This is a genomic window from Streptomyces sp. NPDC004266 (assembly GCF_042874095.1).
Lineage (GTDB): Bacteria > Actinomycetota > Actinomycetes > Streptomycetales > Streptomycetaceae > Streptomyces.
In genome coordinates this window covers 151,079-169,608 of record NZ_JBIAMM010000018.1, presented here as the reverse complement: position 1 = coordinate 169,608, position 18,530 = coordinate 151,079, and the positions used below count along the sequence as shown (strand labels likewise).

Genomic DNA, 18,530 nt, shown 5'->3' with positions numbered 1-18,530 from the left:
TGCAGGGGGGACCCTGTGGGAGAGTAGGACGCCGCCGAACAATTTTTAGCCTCAACCCCCGGACTCCGTCCGGGGGTTGAGGCATTTTTGCGTTCTAGGCTGTGGCCATGCGATACGACCTGGTCATCTTCGACAACGACGGTGTGCTCGTGGACAGCGAGCCGATCTCCAACACCCTGCTGGCCGGCTATCTGACGGAGCTCGGGCACCCCACGACGTACGAGGAGTCGGTGCGGGACTACATGGGGTCCGCCATGCACCGCATCCACGAGCTGGTCGGGGAGCGGAGCGGGCAGCGGCTGCCGGCGGACTTCGACGAGACCTTCCACGCGCGGGTCTTCGCCGCTTTCCAGGCCGAGTTGGAGGCCGTGGTCGGCGCCGCCGACGTGCTCAAGGGGCTGGTCGCCGCCGGCGTTCCGTACTGTGTGGCCTCCTCCGGGAGCCATGAGCGGATCCGGGTCGGACACCGGAAGACCGGGCTCGACGCCTGGTTCCGGGACGACATCGTGTTCAGCGCCGAGGACGTCGGCCGGGGCAAGCCCTGGCCTGACCTGTTCCTGCACGCCGCCGAACGGATGGGCGTCGCTCCCGAGCGGTGCGTGGTCGTCGAGGACAGCGGGCCCGGTGTGCGGGCCGCTCTGGCCGCCGGGATGGACGTGTACGGGTTCACCGCGATGACGCCCGAGGAGAAGCTCACGGGGGCCAGGGGCTTCTTCGGGAGGATGGACGAGCTCCCCGCGATTTTGGGGACGTGATCCATCTACCCAGCGGTAGGTTCCGGCCGTACGCTGTGCCGCCATGACAGATGCGCGGTTGCGGCGTGGGCGGGGATCCCTGGCGGTCAGTTTCTTCGTGCAGGGGGTCACCTTCGCCCTGCTCGTGACCCGGATACCGGCGATCCAGGACCGGTACGGGATCTCGGACGGGCTGCTGCCGGCCTTCCTCGCCGCCGTGCCGATCCTGGCCGGGGTGGCGAGCGTGGCGACCGAGAAGGTCGTCGCCCGGGTGGGTCCCGCGGTGGTCCTCCGGTGGGCGCAGCCCTTCGTGCTGCTGGCCCTCCTCTCCGTGGGGCTGGGCTCCGAGCTCTGGCACGCGGCGGTCGCGCTGGGGTTCTTCGGGATCGCGGTCGGCGCGCTCGACGCGTCCATGAACATGCTGGGGGTGAGCCTCCAGCGGGCGTACGGCCGGAGCATCATGCTCGGCTTCCACGCCTCGTACAGCCTCGGCGGGATCGCGGGGGCCTCGCTGGCCTGGGTGGGGGCGCACTGGCACCTGTCGTTGTTCGTGTCCTACCTGCCGGTGGTGGCCGTGCTGCTGCCCGTCGCGTTCGTCGGCAGCCGGTGGTACGTGGCCGGCGAGGGGTCCGTGCCGGTCGAGGTGGGGGAGGGCAAGGGGAGCGGTGTCGTCTTCAAGGTGCTGCTGCCGCTCTGTCTCGTGATGACCTTCGCGTACATCGGGGACTCGACCGTCTCCAACTGGAGTGCCAAGTACCTCCAGGACGTGCTCGGCGGCTCCGAGGAGCTGGCGACCGTGCCGTACAACGCGTACATGGTGACGACGCTGATCGGGCGGGCCGTCGGGGACTTCGGGGTGCGTCGCTTCGGTGCCGTCGTGGTGGTCCGGGCGGGGGCGGTGCTGGGGGGCCTCGGGTTCGCGCTGGTCGCGCTGGCTCCGGGGGCCTGGGTGGGGATCGCCGCGTTCACGGTGCTCGGGCTCGGTCTGAGCGTGATCGTGCCGCAGACCTTCGCGGCGGCGGGGCGGTTGTTCCCGGGGGCCAGTGACGCGGCGGTCGCGCGGCTGAACGTCTTCAACTACGTCGGTTTCCTCGTCGGCTCCCCCCTGGTGGGGGCGCTGGGGGACGCGTGGAGCTATCGGGGGGCCATGGCGGTGCCGATGGCGCTGGTCCTGGTGACGGTGGTGTATGCCACGTCGTTCGGTTCGCGAGAGGCCCGATACGGTGGCGGGCATGAGCGGCCGCGCACTGTTGATGTGGGATGAAGCTGTCACGCAGTACGACTTCGGGTCCGAGCATCCGATGGATCCGGTACGGCTCGCGCTGACGATGTCGCTGGTGCGGGCCTACGGGCTCGACCGGGCGGTGGACGTGGTGGCGGCGAAGCCGGCCGGGGACTCGACGCTGCGGCTGGTGCACCGCGAGGACTACGTGGCGGCGGTGCGGTCGGCGTCGGCGGATCCGCGCCACGCCGACCAGGCGTACGGGCTCGGCACGGTCGACGATCCGGCGTTCGCCGGGATGCACGAGGTGTCGGCGCTGATCGCCGGGCAGTCGGTGGGGGCGGCGGAGGCGGTCTGGCGCGGGGAGGCCGCGCACGCGGTGAACTTCGCGGGCGGTCTGCACCACGCGATGCCGGGGAGCGCGTCCGGGTTCTGCATCTACAACGACGCCTCGCTGGCGATCGCGCGGCTGCTCGAACTGGGCGCGGAGCGGGTCGCCTACGTGGATGTGGACGTGCACCACGGGGACGGGGTGCAGGCGGCGTTCTGGGACGATCCGCGGGTCCTGACGGTCTCGCTGCACGAGCATCCGCGGACGCTGTTCCCGCAGACGGGCTGGCCGGAGGAGACGGGCGCGGCGGGGGCCGGCGAGGGCGGGGCCGTGAACGTGGCGCTGCCGGCCGGGACGGGGGACGCGGGGTGGCTGCGGGCCTTCCACGCGGTCGTGCCGGAGCTGCTCGCGGACTTCCGGCCGCAGGTGCTCGTGACGCAGCACGGGGCGGACACGCACTTCGAGGATCCGCTGGCGCACCTGGCGGTTTCGCTGGACGCGCAGCGGGCGGTGCAGGAGGCCTGCCACGAGCTCGCGCACGCATACGCGGAGGGGCGCTGGCTGGCCCTGGGCGGCGGCGGGTACGCGGTGGTGGACGTCGTACCGCGGTCGTGGACGCATCTGGTGGGGATCGCCGCGCACGCTCCGGTGGACCCGGAGTCGGTGATCCCGGCGTCCTGGCGGGACGAGGCGTACGCGCGGACCCGGCAGCCGGGGCCGCTGCGGATGACGGACGGGCGGTGGCCGGTGGGCTTCCGGGACTGGGCCGAGGGGTACGACCCGGCGGACCGGCTCGACCAGGCGGTGCTGGCGACGCGGCGGGCGGCCTTCCCGCTGCGGGGGCTGCTGGCCTAGGCGGTCTAGAACGTTCTCCTGGGTGTTACGCCGACTGTGGGGTGTCCGGGAGGTTCGGATCCCCGGGCGGTGGCGTTCGGGCAGCATCGGACGGGTGTTGAGTACCGGGGCGCTGCGGGCGCATCTGTTGGCGTCGGGGTTGGCCGGCACGGTGGCGACCTCGCGGGAGGAGAACCTGCGGAGCTATCGGCTCTTCGCCGCGCGCGATCCGCGGGTGCTGCTCGGGCTCGACCCCGACTGGGGGTGGGACGAGGCCGGTCTGCTGCGGCTGATGGCGGACAAGTGCGGGGTGTCGGGGGATCCGCTGCACCGGGCGGGGCCGGACGTCATCGATCCGGAGCGTACGGTGCGGGGGCTCGACGCCTTCGCGGCGCGGCTGGGCGCGGCGGCCGCGCGGCGGGTTCCGGTGCTCCTCGGGACGGGTCATCCGCACCGGCTGCTCGGTTTCTACGTCGCCCTCGCAGACGCTTTGTCGGCGGCGGGATGTCTTGTCCTCACACCGGCGCAGGGGCGATGTGTCGACATAACGACCCGGTTCGGCGTACGCACGTACCTCCTCGACTACGTACGCGGGGTCGCGCTGGTACGGGAACCCGGGCCGCCCGTGGACGGGCGCGTGCCGGGGGCGCATTCCCACTCGCCGCTGCCGGTTAGGGCCGCCCTGGAGAGCGCGGCCGAGAGCGGCGGGCCGCTGCCGGAGCTCGTGGTGGGGGACCACGGATGGGTCTGCGGGGCAGGTCAGCTGGGTATCGAGGCCATCGGTCTCGCCGATACGGATGATCCGGCGCTGTTCGTCGGGGAGGCCGAGGGGCAGGTGTCGGTGGCCGTTCCGCTTGATGACGGCGTGTGCTCCGCCTCGTACCTCCCGCTGACGCGCTATGTACTCAATCGAGCGTGTCTGTCACGGTAAACGGCCGATGGCAGCTCCTCTTCCCCACTCGTACCACCCGCCCCTAGTCTGGAGAGTGAGCGCTCGGCGACGAAGAGTCACCGGAGGGGAAGCCGGTGGGCGTCGCGGCGGAAGGTACAGGTGGGTCATGGCTGCTGGCGATCGACCTCTCAACGAGGTCAAGTTTCTGACCGTGGCGGAAGTCGCCTCGGTGATGCGCGTGTCGAAGATGACCGTGTACCGCTTGGTGCACAGCGGTCATCTGCCGGCGATCCGGGTGGGCAGGTCCTTCCGGGTGCCGGAACAGGCCGTTCACGAGTACCTGCGGGAGTCCTTCGTGGGGGTGGGGACCGCGTAGCGAGCGCGCGGCCGAACAGCCGGTGAGCGGAGTCCGGCCCTCGGATTACTTGCGCGGTGCTCGGGACGGTAGGCTAGGCCGACGTAGGTCGTGTGGGCCCAGACGCCCCGCACCGATCCCCGCCGGGAGGCGGGGATGTTCCGAGAAGTGAGCGAGGGTAGTCGTGGGCTCTGTTATCAAGAAGCGGCGCAAGCGGATGGCGAAGAAGAAGCACCGCAAGCTGCTCAAGCGCACGCGCGTTCAGCGTCGCAACAAGAAGTAAGGCGACAGCTGCTTCGCAGCGTTTGCGCGTCAGGCGTGGCCCTTCACCGTTCGCGGTGGAGGGCCACGCTTTTGTCCCGGGGAAATGTCGAGGCGCTACGGTGTCGACCAACGGGAGTGACGGACGGAAGGCGCTGCTGTGGGCAAGGTCGTGCTCGTCACCGGTGCAGCCCGGCATCTGGGTGGCCGCTTCGTGCGGCGGATCCAGCGGGACCCGGAAGTGGAGCGGGTGATCGCCGTGGACGCGGTCGACCCCGCGCACCAGCTCGGCGCCGCCGAGTTCGTACGGGCGGACATCCGCCGGCCCGAGATCGCCAAGGTCCTCGCCGAGCACGACGTCGACACGGTGGTCCACCTCGACGTCACCGGCACGGCGCTCGGCGGCGGCGGCCGGACGTCGGTCAAGGAGACCAACGTCATCGGCACCATGCAGCTCCTCGGCGCCTGCCAGAAGTCGCCCCGGATCCGGCGGCTGGTGATCAAGTCCAGTACGAGCGTCTACGGCTCCGCGCCCCGGGACCCGGCCGTCTTCACCGAGACGACGCCCGCGAAGTCCCTGCCGAGCGGCGGCTTCGCGAAGGACGCCGTCGAGGTCGAGGGGTACGTCCGGGGCTTCGCCCGGCGCCGGCCGGACGTGGCCGTGTGCGTGCTCCGCTTCGCGAACATCCTCGGGCCCCGGATCGACTCCCCGCTCGCCGAGTACCTGGCGCTGCCGGTGCTGCCCACCGTCCTCGGCTACGACCCGCGGCTGCAGTTCGTCCACGAGGACGACGTGATCGACGTCCTGCGCCTGGGGGCGCACGAGCCGCGCAGGGCGACCCAGAACAGCGGCACGTTCAACGTGGCCGGGGACGGGGTGCTGCTGCTCTCCCAGTGCGCGCGGCGGCTCGGGCGCCCGACGGTTCCGGTGCTGCTGCCCGCGGTCACCTGGGTGGGCACCGCGCTGCGCACGGTCGGGATCACCGACTTCGCGCCCGAGCAGATCCGGCTGCTCACGCACGGCCGGGTCGTCTCGATGGCCCAGACGCGCGAGGTCCTCGGCTTCTCGCCGCGCTACTCGACGGCGGAGACGCTCGACGACTTCGCGCGGGGCCGGGGGCCGGGGCTGCTGCCGCCCGAGCTGCTCGCCGGGGCGGTCGACCGGCTCGCCGCGCGGCTGGCTCCGCCGGCCGCTCACCCCACCGAAGCCTCCCCCCTTCACCACGGCGCCTGAGGAGACCCGACTGCGATGGCGGACGCCAAGGTCATTCCGTTCGACGACGACCGCTCACGGGCCCGCAGGAGGCCCGCCAGGGCCGAGGGCGAGGCGGCGGCCGTACGGGCCCTGCCCGGACCGCAGCAGGCCCCGGAGGAGTCCGGGGAGCCGGGAGGGTCCGGGAGGGCCTCCGGGGCCCCTGAGGCTTCCAGGGCCCCCGAGGCGCCCGGTGTCTCCGGGCCGGAGGCCGCCGTGGGCCCGGAGCCGGGACGGGGCGCGGCCGGCGGGAGCGGCTGGGAGCGGCGGCTCGCGAGCGGGCTCGCGTTCCTGCGGCGGCGGGTCACCGGCGAGTACGAGGTCGACGAGTTCGGCTACGACGAGGAGCTCACCGACCAGGTCCTGATGTCGCTGCTGCGCCCGCTGTACGAGAAGTACTTCCGGGTGGAGGTGAAGGGCGTCGAGAACATCCCGGCCAAGGGCGGGGCGCTGATCGTCGCCAACCACTCCGGGACGCTGCCGCTGGACGGCCTGATGATGCAGGTCGCCGTCCACGACCACCATCCGGCCGGGCGGCACCTGCGGCTGCTCGCCGCGGACCTGGTCTTCGTCCTGCCCGTCGTCAACGAGCTGGCCCGCAAGGCGGGGCACACGCTGGCCTGTGCGGAGGACGCGGAGCGGCTGCTGCGCGCCGGCGAGATCGTCGGGGTGATGCCGGAGGGCTTCAAGGGGATCGGGAAGCCCTTCGGGGAGCGGTACAAGCTCCAGCGGTTCGGGCGGGGCGGTTTCGTCTCGACGGCGCTGCGGGCCGGGGTGCCGATCGTGCCCTGCTCGATCGTGGGGGCGGAGGAGATATACCCGATGCTCGGGAACGCCAAGACCCTGGCGCGGGTGCTCGGTTTCCCGTACTTCCCGCTCACTCCGACCTTCCCGTGGCTGGGGCCGGTCGGGGCGCTGCCGCTGCCGACGAAGTGGACGATCCAGTTCGGCGAGCCGATCGAGACGGACTCGTACGCGCCGGAGGCGGCGGAGGACCCGATGCTGATGTTCAACCTGACGGACCAGGTGCGGGAGCAGATCCAGCACACGCTCTACAAGCTGCTGGTGCAGCGGCGGTCGGTCTTCTTCTGAACCGGCGCAGCGAAGAAGGGGCGCCCCCGTTCCCGGGGGGCGCCCCTTCTTCCTGCTAGCGAGCGTCCTCGCTGTCGATGCCGAGGCCCGGAAGGAGGCCCGGCAGGAGTGGCGGAAGGGTCACGTCCGGCACGTCCGGGGCCACCTGGTCCGCCGTGGGTGCCGTCGGCGTGCCCGTCGGGGAGGGCTTGAGCAGTCCGCCGGCGCTGCCGCCGAGGAGGCCGTCGTCCTCGGTCGAGCCGGTGCCGCTGCCCGTGCTCGGGGTGGCTCCCGCGCTGGACCCGGACGGGCGGGGCGAGGAGGAGTGGCTGCCCGGGGGGGACGTCTCCTGGCCGGTCGACGGCCGGTGGGTGTCCGTGCCCTGGGTGCCCCTCGGGGCGGAGGGGCTGCTGCGCGGTCCCTCGGAGCCGATCGCGCCCTTCTCGGGGGTGCGGGGCAGCACCGACTGGAGCGGCTCGACGTCTTCGTCTATGGCGTCGAAGACGTCCGTCACCTCGCTGCCGACGTCGGCCAGCTGGACGGGCAGCCGGTCGCGGAGGCCGTTCCAGGTGTCCCGGTGGGCCTGGGCGAAGGAGTTGAGGCGGGCCATCGGGCCGATCTCGCCGTCCCGCTCGTACGCCTCGCGGAGCAGCCGGCGGCCCTCGGAGGCGTCGTGCTTCATGCCGCCCAGGACGCGGCGGATCTCGGCGAGGGACTCGTGGTCGAGCTCCCCGAGGCGGCCGCGCTCCATGAGCCGGCGGGCCTCGCTGAGCCGGGTGGAGGCCTGGTCGAGGTAGATGCCGCCGCGGTCGGCGTCGTCGTCCGCCATGCCCAGCTTGATGTCCTCCATGCCCCGCTTGAGTCCGTAGAGCGAGTCACCGGGGAGGGCGTCGGAGCTGGCGGCGGCGACGCCGCCGAAGGCGCCGGCCGCCACGCCGACCGTGAGGCCGCCGGCGGCGAGGCCCTTGGTCCAGCGGGAGCGGGGGCGCAGTTTCCTCAGGGGGGACGCCCGGTGGGATCCCTTGCCGGTGGACGTCCGCTGCTCCGGCACCGTAGGGCCCGCGGCGGCGCTCCCCTCCAGGAGCATCGCTTCCATGGCGGCGACCAGCTGGGCTCGCTGCACCACCTTGACCTCGGGGTCGAGCTGTGGTCTGGGCAGCTCGCCGAGGCCGTTCGCCAGGGCCAACAGCCGCCCCTGTTCGGCGGGTTCGGCCGGCTCCGCCGGGGCCTCGGGCTGCTCGGCCGCCGCGTCCTCGGACGCCCGGTCCTCCAGGGCCTGGGCGAAGGCGTTCGCCCGCCGGTGCGCCGATACGTTCGCGATCACTGGCGGCACCTCCTCTCGTCATGACGGTCGACTCTCCGGGGTGTCCGGAAGGTTGCACACCTTGAGCACATCCACACGAAAGAGTGAGTGGCTGTGGACAAGGCGTGACCACAGGGAGTCTGCATCCCGCACAACGAGCGGCGCGGCACTTGGGTTACGCGCGAAAGATGATCGGACCAGTGCGTCATCGAGTCGTCACCGACTGTGAGTTGGGCGGGGGTCGTGGGGATGTGGGGGGAAGGCCGGGCGTGGGGGCGCGGGCCGGGACAGGGGGGTGCGTGTGGGGGGCGCGGAGCGGTCAGCGGGCGTCGTCCGGAAGGAGGCGGGCCAGGGTGCGGACGGCCCGGTACTGGAGGGTCTTGATCGCGCCCTCGTTCTTGCCCATGACCCGGGCGGTCTCGGCGACCGAGAGGCCCTGCAGGAAGCGGAGCGTCACGCACTCCTGCTGCTGGGGGTTGAGGCGGCGGACCGCGTCGAGCAGGGCGGCGTTCGACAGGGACTCCAGGACTGAGTCCTCGGGGCTGCGCTCGACCTCGTTGGCGTCGAGCATCTCGCCGGTGGTGACTTCCAGGCGGAAGCGGCTGGACTTGAAGTGGTCGGCGACCAGGTTCCGGGCGATGGTGACGAGCCAGGCGCCGAAGTCGCGGCCCTGCCAGGTGAAGGTGGAGATCCGGCGCAGGGCGCGCAGGAAGGTCTCGCTGGTGAGGTCCTCCGCCGTCGCCTTCCCGCCGACGCGGTAGTAGATGTAGCGGTAGACCGTGTCGCTGTACTGGTCGTACAGGCGGCCGAAGGCCTCGGCCTCGCCGGCCTGGGCGCGCTCGACCAGGTCCATCATGCGGGCGCTGTCGCTGTCCGCGGTGGGTCGGCGGGCAGGGGTCGAGGTTCCGGAGCGGGCGCCCCGTCTGCCCACGGCGGCGCCGCCGTCGGCCAGGGCGTAGCAAGGTCCGGCGGGTGCCGGTGCGGCGAAGGCGAAGGCGGGGACAGGGCCGGCGTACGCGGTGGGGACGAAGCCGCGCAAGTGGTCGAGGACCGTTGCGCGCAGCGTAGCCAGGCCCGAGGTGTCAACCCCGACGTGTGGGTACACGGGACTCCCAGAGGCAGAGCTTCCATCACGTGCAGTGCGGGACCGTTCACCCGTCGTGGCGACGCGAGGGGTCCTTTGTGCGTCTGAGGAGAATAACGCTTCGTACAGGCAGCGCTACACCCAGTTGCTCAAATCACCGGTTCCGTCGTATCTGTTACTGCTTGTAGTCGCATCAAGTCGCAGTTCGTGACCGTTTGTTGATCGGTTTGCTTCCGAGTGTGACTGCGCCGGCGATGCGTTGTGCTCAAGTCCGGGGTGCGTGAGTGAACGGGGCCGCTGCGGGGTAAGGAGGCCGGAATGCCCGGGAGTCGACCTGTGCGGTGCTGTTCGACCACGGACGGGTGAGCGCCCCTGGTCCGGGGTTGTCGCAGATGATCGCAGCCGAAACGTATCGGCAGAGCGGCCGGGCGTGCCGGGGCGCGCCCCCGAGGGGAGCAGCGTCAGTGGCGGCGGCGGTGCAGGGCGACCGCGGCGGCGGTGCCGCCGGCCAGCGCGCCCAGGCCCGCGGCGGCGGGGATGCCGACCTTCGCGGCCTTCCGGCCGGTCCGGTAGTCGCGCAGCCGCCAGTCCCGGTCCTTCGCGTGCTTGCGCAGCTTGGCGTCCGGGTTGATCGCGTACGGGTGCCCCACCAGCGACAGCATCGGGATGTCGTTGTGCGAGTCGCTGTACGCGGCGCAGCGGCCCAGGTCGAGGCCCTCGGCGGCGGCGAGGGCCCGTACCGCCTCGGCCTTGGCCGGTCCGTGCAGGGGCTCGCCGACCAGCTTGCCCGTGTAGACGCCGTCGATCGACTCGGCGACCGTGCCCAGCGCGCCGGTCAGGCCGAGCCGGCGGGCGATGATCGTGGCCGTCTCGACCGGGGCGGCCGTCACCAGCCAGACCTTCTGGCCCGCGTCCAGGTGCGCCTGGGCGAGGGAGCGGGTGCCGGGCCAGATGCGGTCGGCCATGTACTCGTCGTAGATCTCCTCGCCGATCGACATCAGCTCGGAGACGCGGTGGCCCTTGACGATGGACAGGGCGCTGTCGCGGGCGTCCTGCATGTGCTCGGGGTCCTCGACGCCGGCGAGCCTGAACCAGGCCTGCTGCCAGGCGAAGCGCGCGAGTTCGCGGCGCTGGAAGAACTTCCGCTTGTACAGGCCGCGGCCGAAGTGGAAGAGCGCGGCGCCCTGCATCACGGTGTTGTCGAGGTCGAAGAAGGCCGCCGCGCGCACGTCGCCGACGACCGGGAACTCGGGCTCGGCGGCCGCGGGTTCGGTGGCGGCGGCCTCCTCGCGCTCCTGTTCCAGCTGGAGCGAGGACTTGCGCGCCGCCTCGGCGGCGGCCTCGCCTGCCAGGACGCTGCGCGCGGTGGCGGAGCGCCTACGGGGGGTGAGCCATCCCAGTGCGGCCATGTCGTTGAGCATAGCCAGTCTGTTCGGTACTTCCCGACTTGTGAGGATGCCGGGGTGTGAACAGTCGGCGCCGACCGTGTTACCGGGGGGCCGGGGGCCCCGCAGAATGGACGTCATGTTCGGACGTGCGAAGAAGAAGGACGCCGGATCGGGGAAGGCCGCCGCCTCGCGCGTGGTGACCCTGATCGGCAAGCCGGGATGTCATCTCTGCGACGACGCCCGCGCGGTGATCGAGGCCGTCTGCGCGGAGACCGGGGCCTCCTGGGAGGAGAAGGACATCACCCGGGACGAGGAGCTCCACCGGGCGTACTGGGAGCAGATCCCCGTCGTCCTGGTCGACGGCGAGCAGCACACCTTCTGGCGCGTGGACGCCGGACGGCTCCGGCGCGAACTGGGTGCGTGACCGGAGGCCGGTTACCATCATGGACGTTTTGTTGGGTTTCGGGGGCGGCATCGTGAGGAGAGTGTGCGGCTTTGCCCCCTTCGGGTTCTCAACGCTCTGACGCGCTCCGCGGTTCCACGACGATACGAACCGGCCGCGTGACCCCGGTCACTTTGGGCGGACAAAACGGACACCATCTTTGTGCACGCGTTCACAAAGACATAGCCTGCATTCGACGGGGCGGTCTTGGGACATATGGCCGCCTGCAGCCCCGCTCATCCCGCAGGAGCACCGTGGCAACTGGCCGAACTCACCGACCGGCGACCCGTAGCCGAGGAATTCCCGAGGCCACCGTCGCCCGGCTTCCGCTGTATCTGCGCGCCCTGACCGCGCTCTCGGAGCGCTCCGTACCCACGGTCTCCTCCGAGGAGCTCGCGGCGGCGGCGGGGGTCAACTCCGCGAAGCTGCGCAAGGACTTCAGCTACCTCGGCTCGTACGGCACCCGCGGTGTCGGCTACGACGTCGAGTACCTCGTCTACCAGATCTCCCGCGAGCTCGGCCTGACCCAGGACTGGCCCGTCGTGATCGTCGGCATCGGCAACCTCGGCGCCGCCCTCGCCGGCTACGGCGGCTTCGCCTCCCGCGGCTTCCGCGTCGCCGCGCTCATCGACGCCGACCCCGCCATGACCGGCAAGCCGGTCGCCGGGATCCCCGTCCAGCACAGCGACGACCTCGAGAAGATCATCAGCGAGGACGGCGTCTCCATCGGCGTCATCGCGACCCCGGCCGGCGTCGCCCAGCAGGTCTGCGACCGGCTCGTGGCCGCCGGAGTCACCTCCATCCTGAACTTCGCCCCGACCGTCCTCTCCGTGCCCGACGGCGTGGACGTGCGCAAGGTCGACCTCTCCATCGAGCTGCAGATCCTCGCCTTCCACGAGCAGCGCAAGGCCGGCGAGGAGACCAGCGCCGAGGAGGGCCCCGACACGGGCGCCGAACCCGAGGCCGCAGCGGTCGTCGCGCCGCCGGCCCCCCGCGGCGCCACGGGCGACAGCGGCCGCAAGGGACCCGACGGGGACGTCCCCGCGGTGATGCCGGCATGAGCCTCCTCGTCGTCGGACTGAGCCACCGCAGCGCCCCGGTCTCCATCCTGGAGCGGGCCTCGCTGTCGGCGGACACCCGGGCCAAGCTGCTCCAGGACACCCTCGCCGCCGAACCGGCCACCGAGGGCGCCGTCCTGGCCACCTGCAACCGCATCGAGCTCTACGCCGACGTGGACAAGTTCCACGCCGGCGTCGCCGAGCTGTCCACGCTCCTCGCGCAGCACAGCGGCGTCGGCCTGGACGAGCTCACTCCTTATCTCTACGTGCACTACGAGGACCGGGCCGTCCACCACCTCTTCTCGGTGGCCTGCGGACTCGACTCCATGGTCGTCGGCGAGGGCCAGATCCTCGGCCAGATCAAGGACGCCCTCGCCCTCGGCCAGGACCTCCACACCGCCGGCCGGCTCCTCAACGACCTGTTCCAGCAGGCCCTGAGGGTCGGCAAGCGCGCCCACAGCGAGACCGGCATCGACCGGGCCGGACAGTCGCTCGTCACCTTCGGCCTGGAGCAGCTCGCCCAGGACACGGACGTCGAGGCCTGGGCCAAGGGCAAGAAGGCCCTCGTCATCGGCGCCGGCTCGATGTCCTCGCTCGCCGCCGCGACGCTCGCGCGCTCCGGCGTCTCCGAGATCGTCATCGCCAACCGCACCCTGGCCCGCGCCGAGCGCCTCGCCCAGATCCTGACCGAGCCCGGAGGTACGGGGGTCGCCGCACACGCGGTCGAGATGGTTGCCGTCGGCGACGAACTGACACGTGCCGACATCGTCGTCTCCTGTACCGGCGCCACCGGACTCGTCCTCACCGGCGAGGCCGTCGAGGACGCGGCGCGGGGCCGCACGGCTCCGCTCTTCCTGCTCGACCTCGCCATGCCCCGCGACATCGACGCCGCCGCCCACCGCGCCCCCGGCGTCCGGCTCGTCGACATCGAGTCGCTCGCCGAGGCCTCCGCCGACGCGCCCATGGCCGCCGACGTCGACCAGGTGCGCGGCATCGTCTCCGACGAGGTCGCCGCCTTCGGCGCCGCCCAGCGCGCCGCCCACATCACCCCGACCGTGGTCGCCCTGCGCACCATGGCCGCCGACGTGGTGGCCAGCGAGGTCGCCCGCCTTGAAGGCCGCCTCCCCGGCCTCGACGACAAGCAGCGCGCCGAGATCACCCAGACCGTGCGCCGCGTCGTCGACAAGCTCCTGCACGCGCCGACCGTGCGGGTCAAGCAGCTGGCCAGCGAGCCCGGCGGCGCCGGGTACGCGGACGCGCTGCGGACACTCTTCGACCTCGACCCGGAGACGGTGGCTTCCGTCAGCCGGGCCGACCTGAATGACGCCGACGTCAAGAACCGAGGGCGAGTATGACCGAGAGGGCACTGAGGCTCGGGACCAGGCGCAGCAAGCTCGCCATGGCCCAGTCCGGGCACGTGGCCGACGCCGTCCGGCAGCTGACCGGCCGGCCCGTCGAGCTCGTGGAGATCACGACGTACGGGGACACCTCCCGGGAGCACCTCGCGCAGATCGGCGGCACCGGCGTCTTCGTCGCCGCCCTGCGCGACGCGCTGCTCGCCGGGGAGGTGGACTTCGCCGTGCACTCCCTGAAGGACCTGCCGACCGCCCAGCACCCCGACCTGGTGCTGGCCGCGATCCCGCGCCGCGAGGACCCGCGCGACGTGCTGATCGCCCGCGAGGGCCTGACGCTGGACCGGCTGCCCGCGGGCGCCCGGATCGGCACCGGCTCCCCGCGGCGGATGGCACAGCTCCACGCCCACGCGCGGGGCCACGGGCTGGACATCACCTGCGTCCCCATCCGCGGCAACGTCGACACCCGCGTCGGCTACGTCCGCAAGGGCGAGCTGGACGCGGTCGTCCTGGCCGCGGCCGGACTCAACCGCATCGGCGGGACCGACGAGCTCCTCGACGGCCTGACCGCCGAGCCGCTGGCCGTCGACACCGTCCTGCCCGCCCCCGGCCAGGGGGCCCTGGCCGTCGAATGCCTGGCGTCGAACACCGAACTCGTCGCCGCGCTCGCGCCGCTCGACGACCCGCACACGCGGGCCGCCGTGACCGCCGAGCGATCCCTGCTCGCCGCCCTGGAGGCCGGCTGCTCCGCACCCGTGGGTGCGCTGGCCGACCTGCTGGCCGACGACCCCGGTCACGGGCAGGTTGTCACCGAAATGCGCCTGCGCGGCGTCGTCGGCACCACCGACGGCTCGACGCTGGTGCAGCTGTCCACCACCGGACCCGTACCCACCTCGCACGACGAGGCCCTGGCGCTCGGACGCGAACTCGCGGACGAGATGCTCGCCAAGGGTGCGGCCGGTCTTATGGGGGAGCGAGCACTTTGAACCCCACCAGCCCGACCACCAGCCCGCTGTCCCCGGCCTTCGCGGGCCACGGGCACGTCACATTCCTCGGCGCAGGCCCCGGTGACCCCGGACTCCTGACCCTCAGGGCCGTGGAGGCTCTCGCCGGAGCGGATGTCCTGATCGCCGAGCCGGAGGTGCTCGAGGTCGTTCGCGGCCATGCGCGCGCGGGGGTGAGCACGCCTGAGCTGACGGTCGTTGACGAGGCGTCAACAACCGCCGGTGTCCCCGTGTTGAGGGATGCCGCCAATCTTGTCATGGAGGCCGCGCGGGGCGGCAGGCGGGTCGTCCGTGCGGTGACCGGCGACCCCGGCCTCGACGGGAACGCGGGCGCCGAGATGCTCGCCTGCGCCGCCGAGGGCATCCCCTTCGAGGTCGTCCCCGGCGTCGCCACGGCCGTCGGCGTGCCCGCGTACGCCGGTGTGCCGCTGCGCGACGGGCAGGGCACCGACGTGCGCTTCGTCGACGCCCGGACCGCCGACGAGCGGTGCTGGGCCGAGGTCGGCGCCTCCGACGGAACCGTCGTCGTGTCCACCTCCCTCGACTCGGTCGCCGCGGCGGCCGGTGAACTGGTGGCGGCTGGCCGTAAGCCGGACACCCCGCTCACCGTCACCATCGCCGGCACGACCACCCGCCAGCGGACCTGGAACGCGACCCTCGGGACCATCGCCCAGGTCTTCAAGCAGGGCAAGGTCCTCCCCTCGCCCGAGGGACACCGGCCCGTCATAGCCGTGGTCGGCGAGCGCAGCGCCCCGGCGCAGCGGGACCAGCTGTCGTGGTTCGAGTCGAAGCCGCTCTTCGGGTGGCGGGTCCTCGTGCCGCGCACCAAGGAGCAGGCCGCGTCGCTCTCCGACCAGCTGCGCTCGTACGGCGCCGTGCCGCACGAGGTGCCGACGATCGCCGTCGAGCCGCCGCGCACCCCGCAGCAGATGGAGCGGGCGGTCAAGGGACTCGTCACCGGCCGGTACGAGTGGATCGCCTTCACCTCCGTCAACGCCGTCAAGGCCGTACGGGAGAAGTTCGAGGAGTACGGGCTCGACGCCCGCGCCTTCGCCGGCATCAAGGTCGCGGCGGTGGGCGAGCAGACCGCGGCGGCGCTCGTCGACTTCGGCGTGAAGCCGGACCTCGTGCCGTCGGGCGAGCAGTCCGCGGCGGGCCTCCTCGAGGACTGGCCGCCGTACGACCCGGTCTTCGACCCGATCGACCGCGTCTTCCTGCCGCGCGCCGACATCGCGACCGAGACGCTGGTCGCGGGCCTGATCGAGCTCGGGTGGGAGGTCGACGACGTCACCGCCTACCGGACCGTCCGGGCCTCGCCGCCGCCGGCGGACACGCGGGAGGCGATCAAGGGCGGCGGCTTCGACGCCGTGCTCTTCACGTCCTCCTCGACCGTGCGGAACCTCGTCGGCATCGCCGGCAAGCCGCACAACGTGACCGTGATCGCCTGCATCGGGCCCGCCACGGCCAAGACCGCCGAGGAGCACGGGCTCCGGGTCGACGTGCTCTCGCCCGAGCCGTCCGTCCACAAGCTCGCCGAGGCGCTCGCGGACTTCGGCCTGCGGCGGCGGGAGTCCGCGCTGGAGGCGGGGGATCCGGTGACGCGGCCGAGCGAGCGGCGGCCGGGGGCCAGACGGCGCCGGACGACGTAGGCAGTGGTTCCGCGAGGTGCGGGCCCGGTCTCCCCGGGCCCGCACCCTTCGCGTTGCAACACCGTGTCGGTAAAAGCAGTGTTTGGGCGGGCGTAGCCTCGGGTCTATGAACTCGTACGGATCCTTTCCCGGGGCGCGGCCGCGGCGGCTGCGGACGACGCCCGTCATGCGCCGGATGGTGGCCGAGACGCGGCTGCATCCCGCCGACCTGATCCTGCCCGCGTTCGTGCGCGAGGGGATCACCGAGCCCGTGCCGATCCAGGCCATGCCCGGGGTCGTGCAGCACACCCGGGACACCCTGCGGAAGGCCGCCGTGGAGGCGCTGGAGGCCGGGGTCTCCGGGATCATGCTCTTCGGCGTGCCCGAGGACGCCAAGAAGGACGGCGCCGGCACCGCCGGCACCGACCCGGACGGGATCCTCCAGGTCGCCATCCGCGACGTGAAGGCCGAGGTCGGCGACGACCTCGTCATCATGTCGGACCTGTGCCTGGACGAGTTCACCGACCACGGCCACTGCGGCGTCCTGGACGCCGAGGGCCGCGTCGACAACGACGCCACGCTGGAACGTTACGCCGAGATGGCCCAGGTGCAGGCCGACGCCGGCGTCCACGTCGTCGGCCCCTCCGGGATGATGGACGGCCAGGTCGGAGTCGTCCGCGACGCCCTGGACACCATCGGCAAGGAGGACGTGGCGATCCTGGCCTATACGGCCAAGTACTCGTCCGCCTTCTACGGGCCCTTCCGCGAGGCCGTCGGCTCCTCCCTCAAGGGCGACCGCAAGACCTACCAGCAGGACCCCGCCAACCTCCGCGAGTCGATGCGCGAGCTCGCCCTCGACCTGGAGGAGGGCGCCGACATGGTGATGGTCAAGCCGGCCGGCCCCTACCTGGACGTGCTCGCCAAGGTCGCCGAATCGGTCGACGTGCCCGTCGCCGCCTACCAGATCAGCGGCGAGTACGCGATGGTCGAGGCCGCCGCCGAGAAGGGCTGGATCGACCGCGACAAGGCGATCATGGAGACCCTCACCGGCATCCGCCGCGCCGGCGCGCAGATGATCCTCACCTACTGGGCCACCGAGGCCGCGCGGAACCTGTCCGCCGGCCGGGGCTAGTCCCACCAGAAGGACCACACCGGGGCGTCGAGGAGGGCCTTCTCGGCGTACCCCCGCAGGGTGGAGGTGTCACGGTCCCCCTGCGTGATGTTGTCCGGACAGAACGCGAAGTGCTCCGCCGCCACCGCCTCGGCCTCCTCCACGGTCCGGGGCGGTGCCGCCACCGACACCACCAGCTGGTCGAAGGTGAGCGCGACGACCCGGGCGCCGAAACGGTCCTCCCAGGAGCGCAGCACCGCGCACAGGCGGGCCACGTCGTTCTCGTGGTTCAACGGCCCGCTCCAGCCGATGACCGCCGGTACGTCGGCGCTCCGCCGCGCCGGGACCAGGGCCGGACGGGCGTCGTCCAGCCAGAAGCCCGGCTCCGTCAGCATCTCCGCGACATCGGCCGCCGCCCGGTCGGGATCCGCGGTCAACGGCTGTGCCGGAGCCAGGCCCGGCCAGCCGACGGCGGGCGAAGCCCCGATCCCGTCCGCCGCGTAGTACTCCCAGAACGCGGCGAGCACCTCGTCCGCGTCGTGGTCCGCCGGATCGCTCATCCGCTCCGGCTCCAGCTCCCACCTGTCCAGACCCCACTCACCGCCCAGCAGGACCGGCAGCAGCCCCGCCGTACGCGCCGCCGGGCGCAGGGCGCCCCATGCGGTGGGCCCCGCCGCCCCGTGTCCCGACCACAGGTACGGGTCGTCCGCCGGGCCCGTCAGGGCGCCGGGCGGCAGGTCGAGGCCGAGGGAACGGCCGGTCGGATCGGACACGAGCCTGGGCAGCCGGTTCGGGATCATCGCCATGACCAGAAGGTAGGGGGACCCACTGACAACGGCCCGGGGCGAGTGGTGGGGCGGCAGCGCGCGGCGCACTCTGGAGGGGTAGCCGACAGGTCCTCGGTGGAGGTGGTCCTCATGATGCACACGCTTGTCGGATGGCATGTGGAGATGGAGTTCCAGGAGGAAGGCGACCGGACACGGGCCGCAGCCATGGTCCGGCTCGGCGACGGCACCGAGTTCCGGGCCCACGGCACCGCGAACCGTCACCCTTCCGACCCCGACCAGCTGCGGGTGGGCGAGGAGATCGCCGGCGCACGCGCCCTCATGGACCTCGCCTCCCAGCTCCTCCAGAAGGCCCACAAGGAGATCGACGAGGTCTCCGGCCGGACCTCCCACGCCATCCGGTGACGACACGGTGACGACGAA

The 18,530-nt window shown here is 72.2% G+C and carries 19 protein-coding genes; 15 read left to right on the top strand and 4 right to left on the bottom strand.

What is annotated here, in order from left to right; translation table 11 throughout:
- Positions 1-107 precede the first annotated feature (107 nt).
- From ACFYUZ_RS33895 to ACFYUZ_RS33860, 8 genes are all read left to right on the top strand, one after another.
- Positions 108-755 carry an HAD family hydrolase gene (locus tag ACFYUZ_RS33895; protein ID WP_389315768.1) on the top strand — a complete coding sequence of 216 codons (648 nt, stop codon included), beginning with the start codon at positions 108-110 and terminating at the stop codon, positions 753-755.
- A 43-nt stretch (positions 756-798) separates the two neighbouring features.
- On the top strand, positions 799-1,998 hold the full coding sequence (locus tag ACFYUZ_RS33890) for an MFS transporter (protein ID WP_389315766.1): 1,200 nt from the start codon (positions 799-801) through the stop codon (positions 1,996-1,998).
- A complete protein-coding gene (locus tag ACFYUZ_RS33885; protein ID WP_389315764.1) occupies positions 1,967-3,142 on the top strand; it encodes an acetoin utilization protein AcuC in 1,176 nt (391 codons plus the stop codon). Before ACFYUZ_RS33890 ends, ACFYUZ_RS33885 begins: the two co-directional genes overlap by 32 nt.
- Positions 3,143-3,236: 94 nt before the next feature.
- On the top strand, positions 3,237-4,052 hold the full coding sequence (locus tag ACFYUZ_RS33880; protein ID WP_389315784.1) for a phosphatase: 816 nt from the start codon (positions 3,237-3,239) through the stop codon (positions 4,050-4,052).
- A 127-nt stretch (positions 4,053-4,179) separates the two neighbouring features.
- Positions 4,180-4,389 carry a helix-turn-helix domain-containing protein gene (locus ACFYUZ_RS33875; protein WP_030223786.1) on the top strand — a complete coding sequence of 70 codons (210 nt, stop codon included), beginning with the start codon at positions 4,180-4,182 and terminating at the stop codon, positions 4,387-4,389.
- Between the two features lie 163 nt (positions 4,390-4,552).
- Positions 4,553-4,651 (top strand): 30S ribosomal protein bS22, encoded by a 99-nt coding sequence (locus ACFYUZ_RS33870; protein WP_003948845.1) that lies wholly within the window; start codon positions 4,553-4,555, stop codon positions 4,649-4,651.
- A gap of 138 nt (positions 4,652-4,789) precedes the next feature.
- Positions 4,790-5,863 carry an NAD-dependent epimerase/dehydratase family protein gene (locus tag ACFYUZ_RS33865; protein ID WP_389315761.1) on the top strand — a complete coding sequence of 358 codons (1,074 nt, stop codon included), beginning with the start codon at positions 4,790-4,792 and terminating at the stop codon, positions 5,861-5,863.
- 15 nt (positions 5,864-5,878) lie between these two features.
- On the top strand, positions 5,879-6,973 hold the full coding sequence (locus ACFYUZ_RS33860) for a lysophospholipid acyltransferase family protein (protein ID WP_389315760.1): 1,095 nt from the start codon (positions 5,879-5,881) through the stop codon (positions 6,971-6,973).
- A 55-nt stretch (positions 6,974-7,028) separates the two neighbouring features.
- On the opposite strand, the gene ACFYUZ_RS33855 is transcribed toward ACFYUZ_RS33860, so the two are convergent.
- The 3 genes from ACFYUZ_RS33855 to ACFYUZ_RS33845 all read right to left on the bottom strand — a co-directional run bounded on the left by ACFYUZ_RS33855 (position 7,029) and on the right by ACFYUZ_RS33845 (position 10,748).
- Positions 7,029-8,276, bottom strand: coding sequence for a DUF5667 domain-containing protein (locus tag ACFYUZ_RS33855; RefSeq protein ID WP_389315758.1), 1,248 nt, complete (start codon positions 8,274-8,276; stop codon positions 7,029-7,031).
- A gap of 298 nt (positions 8,277-8,574) precedes the next feature.
- On the bottom strand, positions 8,575-9,360 hold the full coding sequence (locus ACFYUZ_RS33850; protein ID WP_030694341.1) for an ECF subfamily RNA polymerase sigma factor, BldN family: 786 nt from the start codon (positions 9,358-9,360) through the stop codon (positions 8,575-8,577).
- Positions 9,361-9,800: 440 nt separating this feature from the next.
- Positions 9,801-10,748 carry an HAD family hydrolase gene (locus ACFYUZ_RS33845; RefSeq protein WP_389315756.1) on the bottom strand — a complete coding sequence of 316 codons (948 nt, stop codon included), beginning with the start codon at positions 10,746-10,748 and terminating at the stop codon, positions 9,801-9,803.
- 106 nt (positions 10,749-10,854) lie between these two features.
- On the opposite strand from ACFYUZ_RS33845, the gene ACFYUZ_RS33840 reads away from it, so the two are divergent.
- The 6 genes from ACFYUZ_RS33840 (at position 10,855) to hemB (ending at position 17,343) form a co-directional block, all read left to right on the top strand.
- Positions 10,855-11,151: a glutaredoxin family protein gene (locus ACFYUZ_RS33840; protein WP_389315754.1), complete on the top strand. Its 297-nt coding sequence runs from the start codon at positions 10,855-10,857 to the stop codon at positions 11,149-11,151.
- A 272-nt stretch (positions 11,152-11,423) separates the two neighbouring features.
- The gene (locus tag ACFYUZ_RS33835; protein WP_389315752.1) at positions 11,424-12,230 is read left to right on the top strand and encodes a redox-sensing transcriptional repressor Rex; all 807 of its coding nucleotides are present in this window, start codon (positions 11,424-11,426) and stop codon (positions 12,228-12,230) included.
- Complete coding sequence (locus tag ACFYUZ_RS33830; protein ID WP_389315751.1) at positions 12,227-13,582, top strand: glutamyl-tRNA reductase; 1,356 nt, start codon at positions 12,227-12,229, stop codon at positions 13,580-13,582. Before ACFYUZ_RS33835 ends, ACFYUZ_RS33830 begins: the two co-directional genes overlap by 4 nt.
- Entirely contained in the window at positions 13,579-14,565 is a 987-nt protein-coding gene (gene hemC, locus ACFYUZ_RS33825) for a hydroxymethylbilane synthase (RefSeq protein ID WP_389315749.1), read from the top strand. The genes ACFYUZ_RS33830 and hemC overlap by 4 nt, the downstream gene beginning before the upstream one ends.
- A complete protein-coding gene (locus ACFYUZ_RS33820) occupies positions 14,562-16,232 on the top strand; it encodes a uroporphyrinogen-III synthase (protein ID WP_356903115.1) in 1,671 nt (556 codons plus the stop codon). The genes hemC and ACFYUZ_RS33820 overlap by 4 nt, the downstream gene beginning before the upstream one ends.
- Before the next feature lie 106 nt (positions 16,233-16,338).
- Positions 16,339-17,343, top strand: coding sequence for a porphobilinogen synthase (gene hemB, locus ACFYUZ_RS33815; protein ID WP_389315747.1), 1,005 nt, complete (start codon positions 16,339-16,341; stop codon positions 17,341-17,343).
- Here hemB and ACFYUZ_RS33810 read toward each other — a convergent pair.
- Positions 17,340-18,128 (bottom strand): DUF4253 domain-containing protein, encoded by a 789-nt coding sequence (locus tag ACFYUZ_RS33810; protein ID WP_389315745.1) that lies wholly within the window; start codon positions 18,126-18,128, stop codon positions 17,340-17,342. The two genes, hemB and ACFYUZ_RS33810, sit on opposite strands and share 4 nt — an antisense overlap.
- Positions 18,129-18,242: 114 nt before the next feature.
- Between ACFYUZ_RS33810 and ACFYUZ_RS33805 the strand changes: the two genes are divergently transcribed.
- Positions 18,243-18,512 carry a DUF1876 domain-containing protein gene (locus ACFYUZ_RS33805; RefSeq protein ID WP_030691685.1) on the top strand — a complete coding sequence of 90 codons (270 nt, stop codon included), beginning with the start codon at positions 18,243-18,245 and terminating at the stop codon, positions 18,510-18,512.
- Positions 18,513-18,530: the final 18 nt, after the last annotated feature.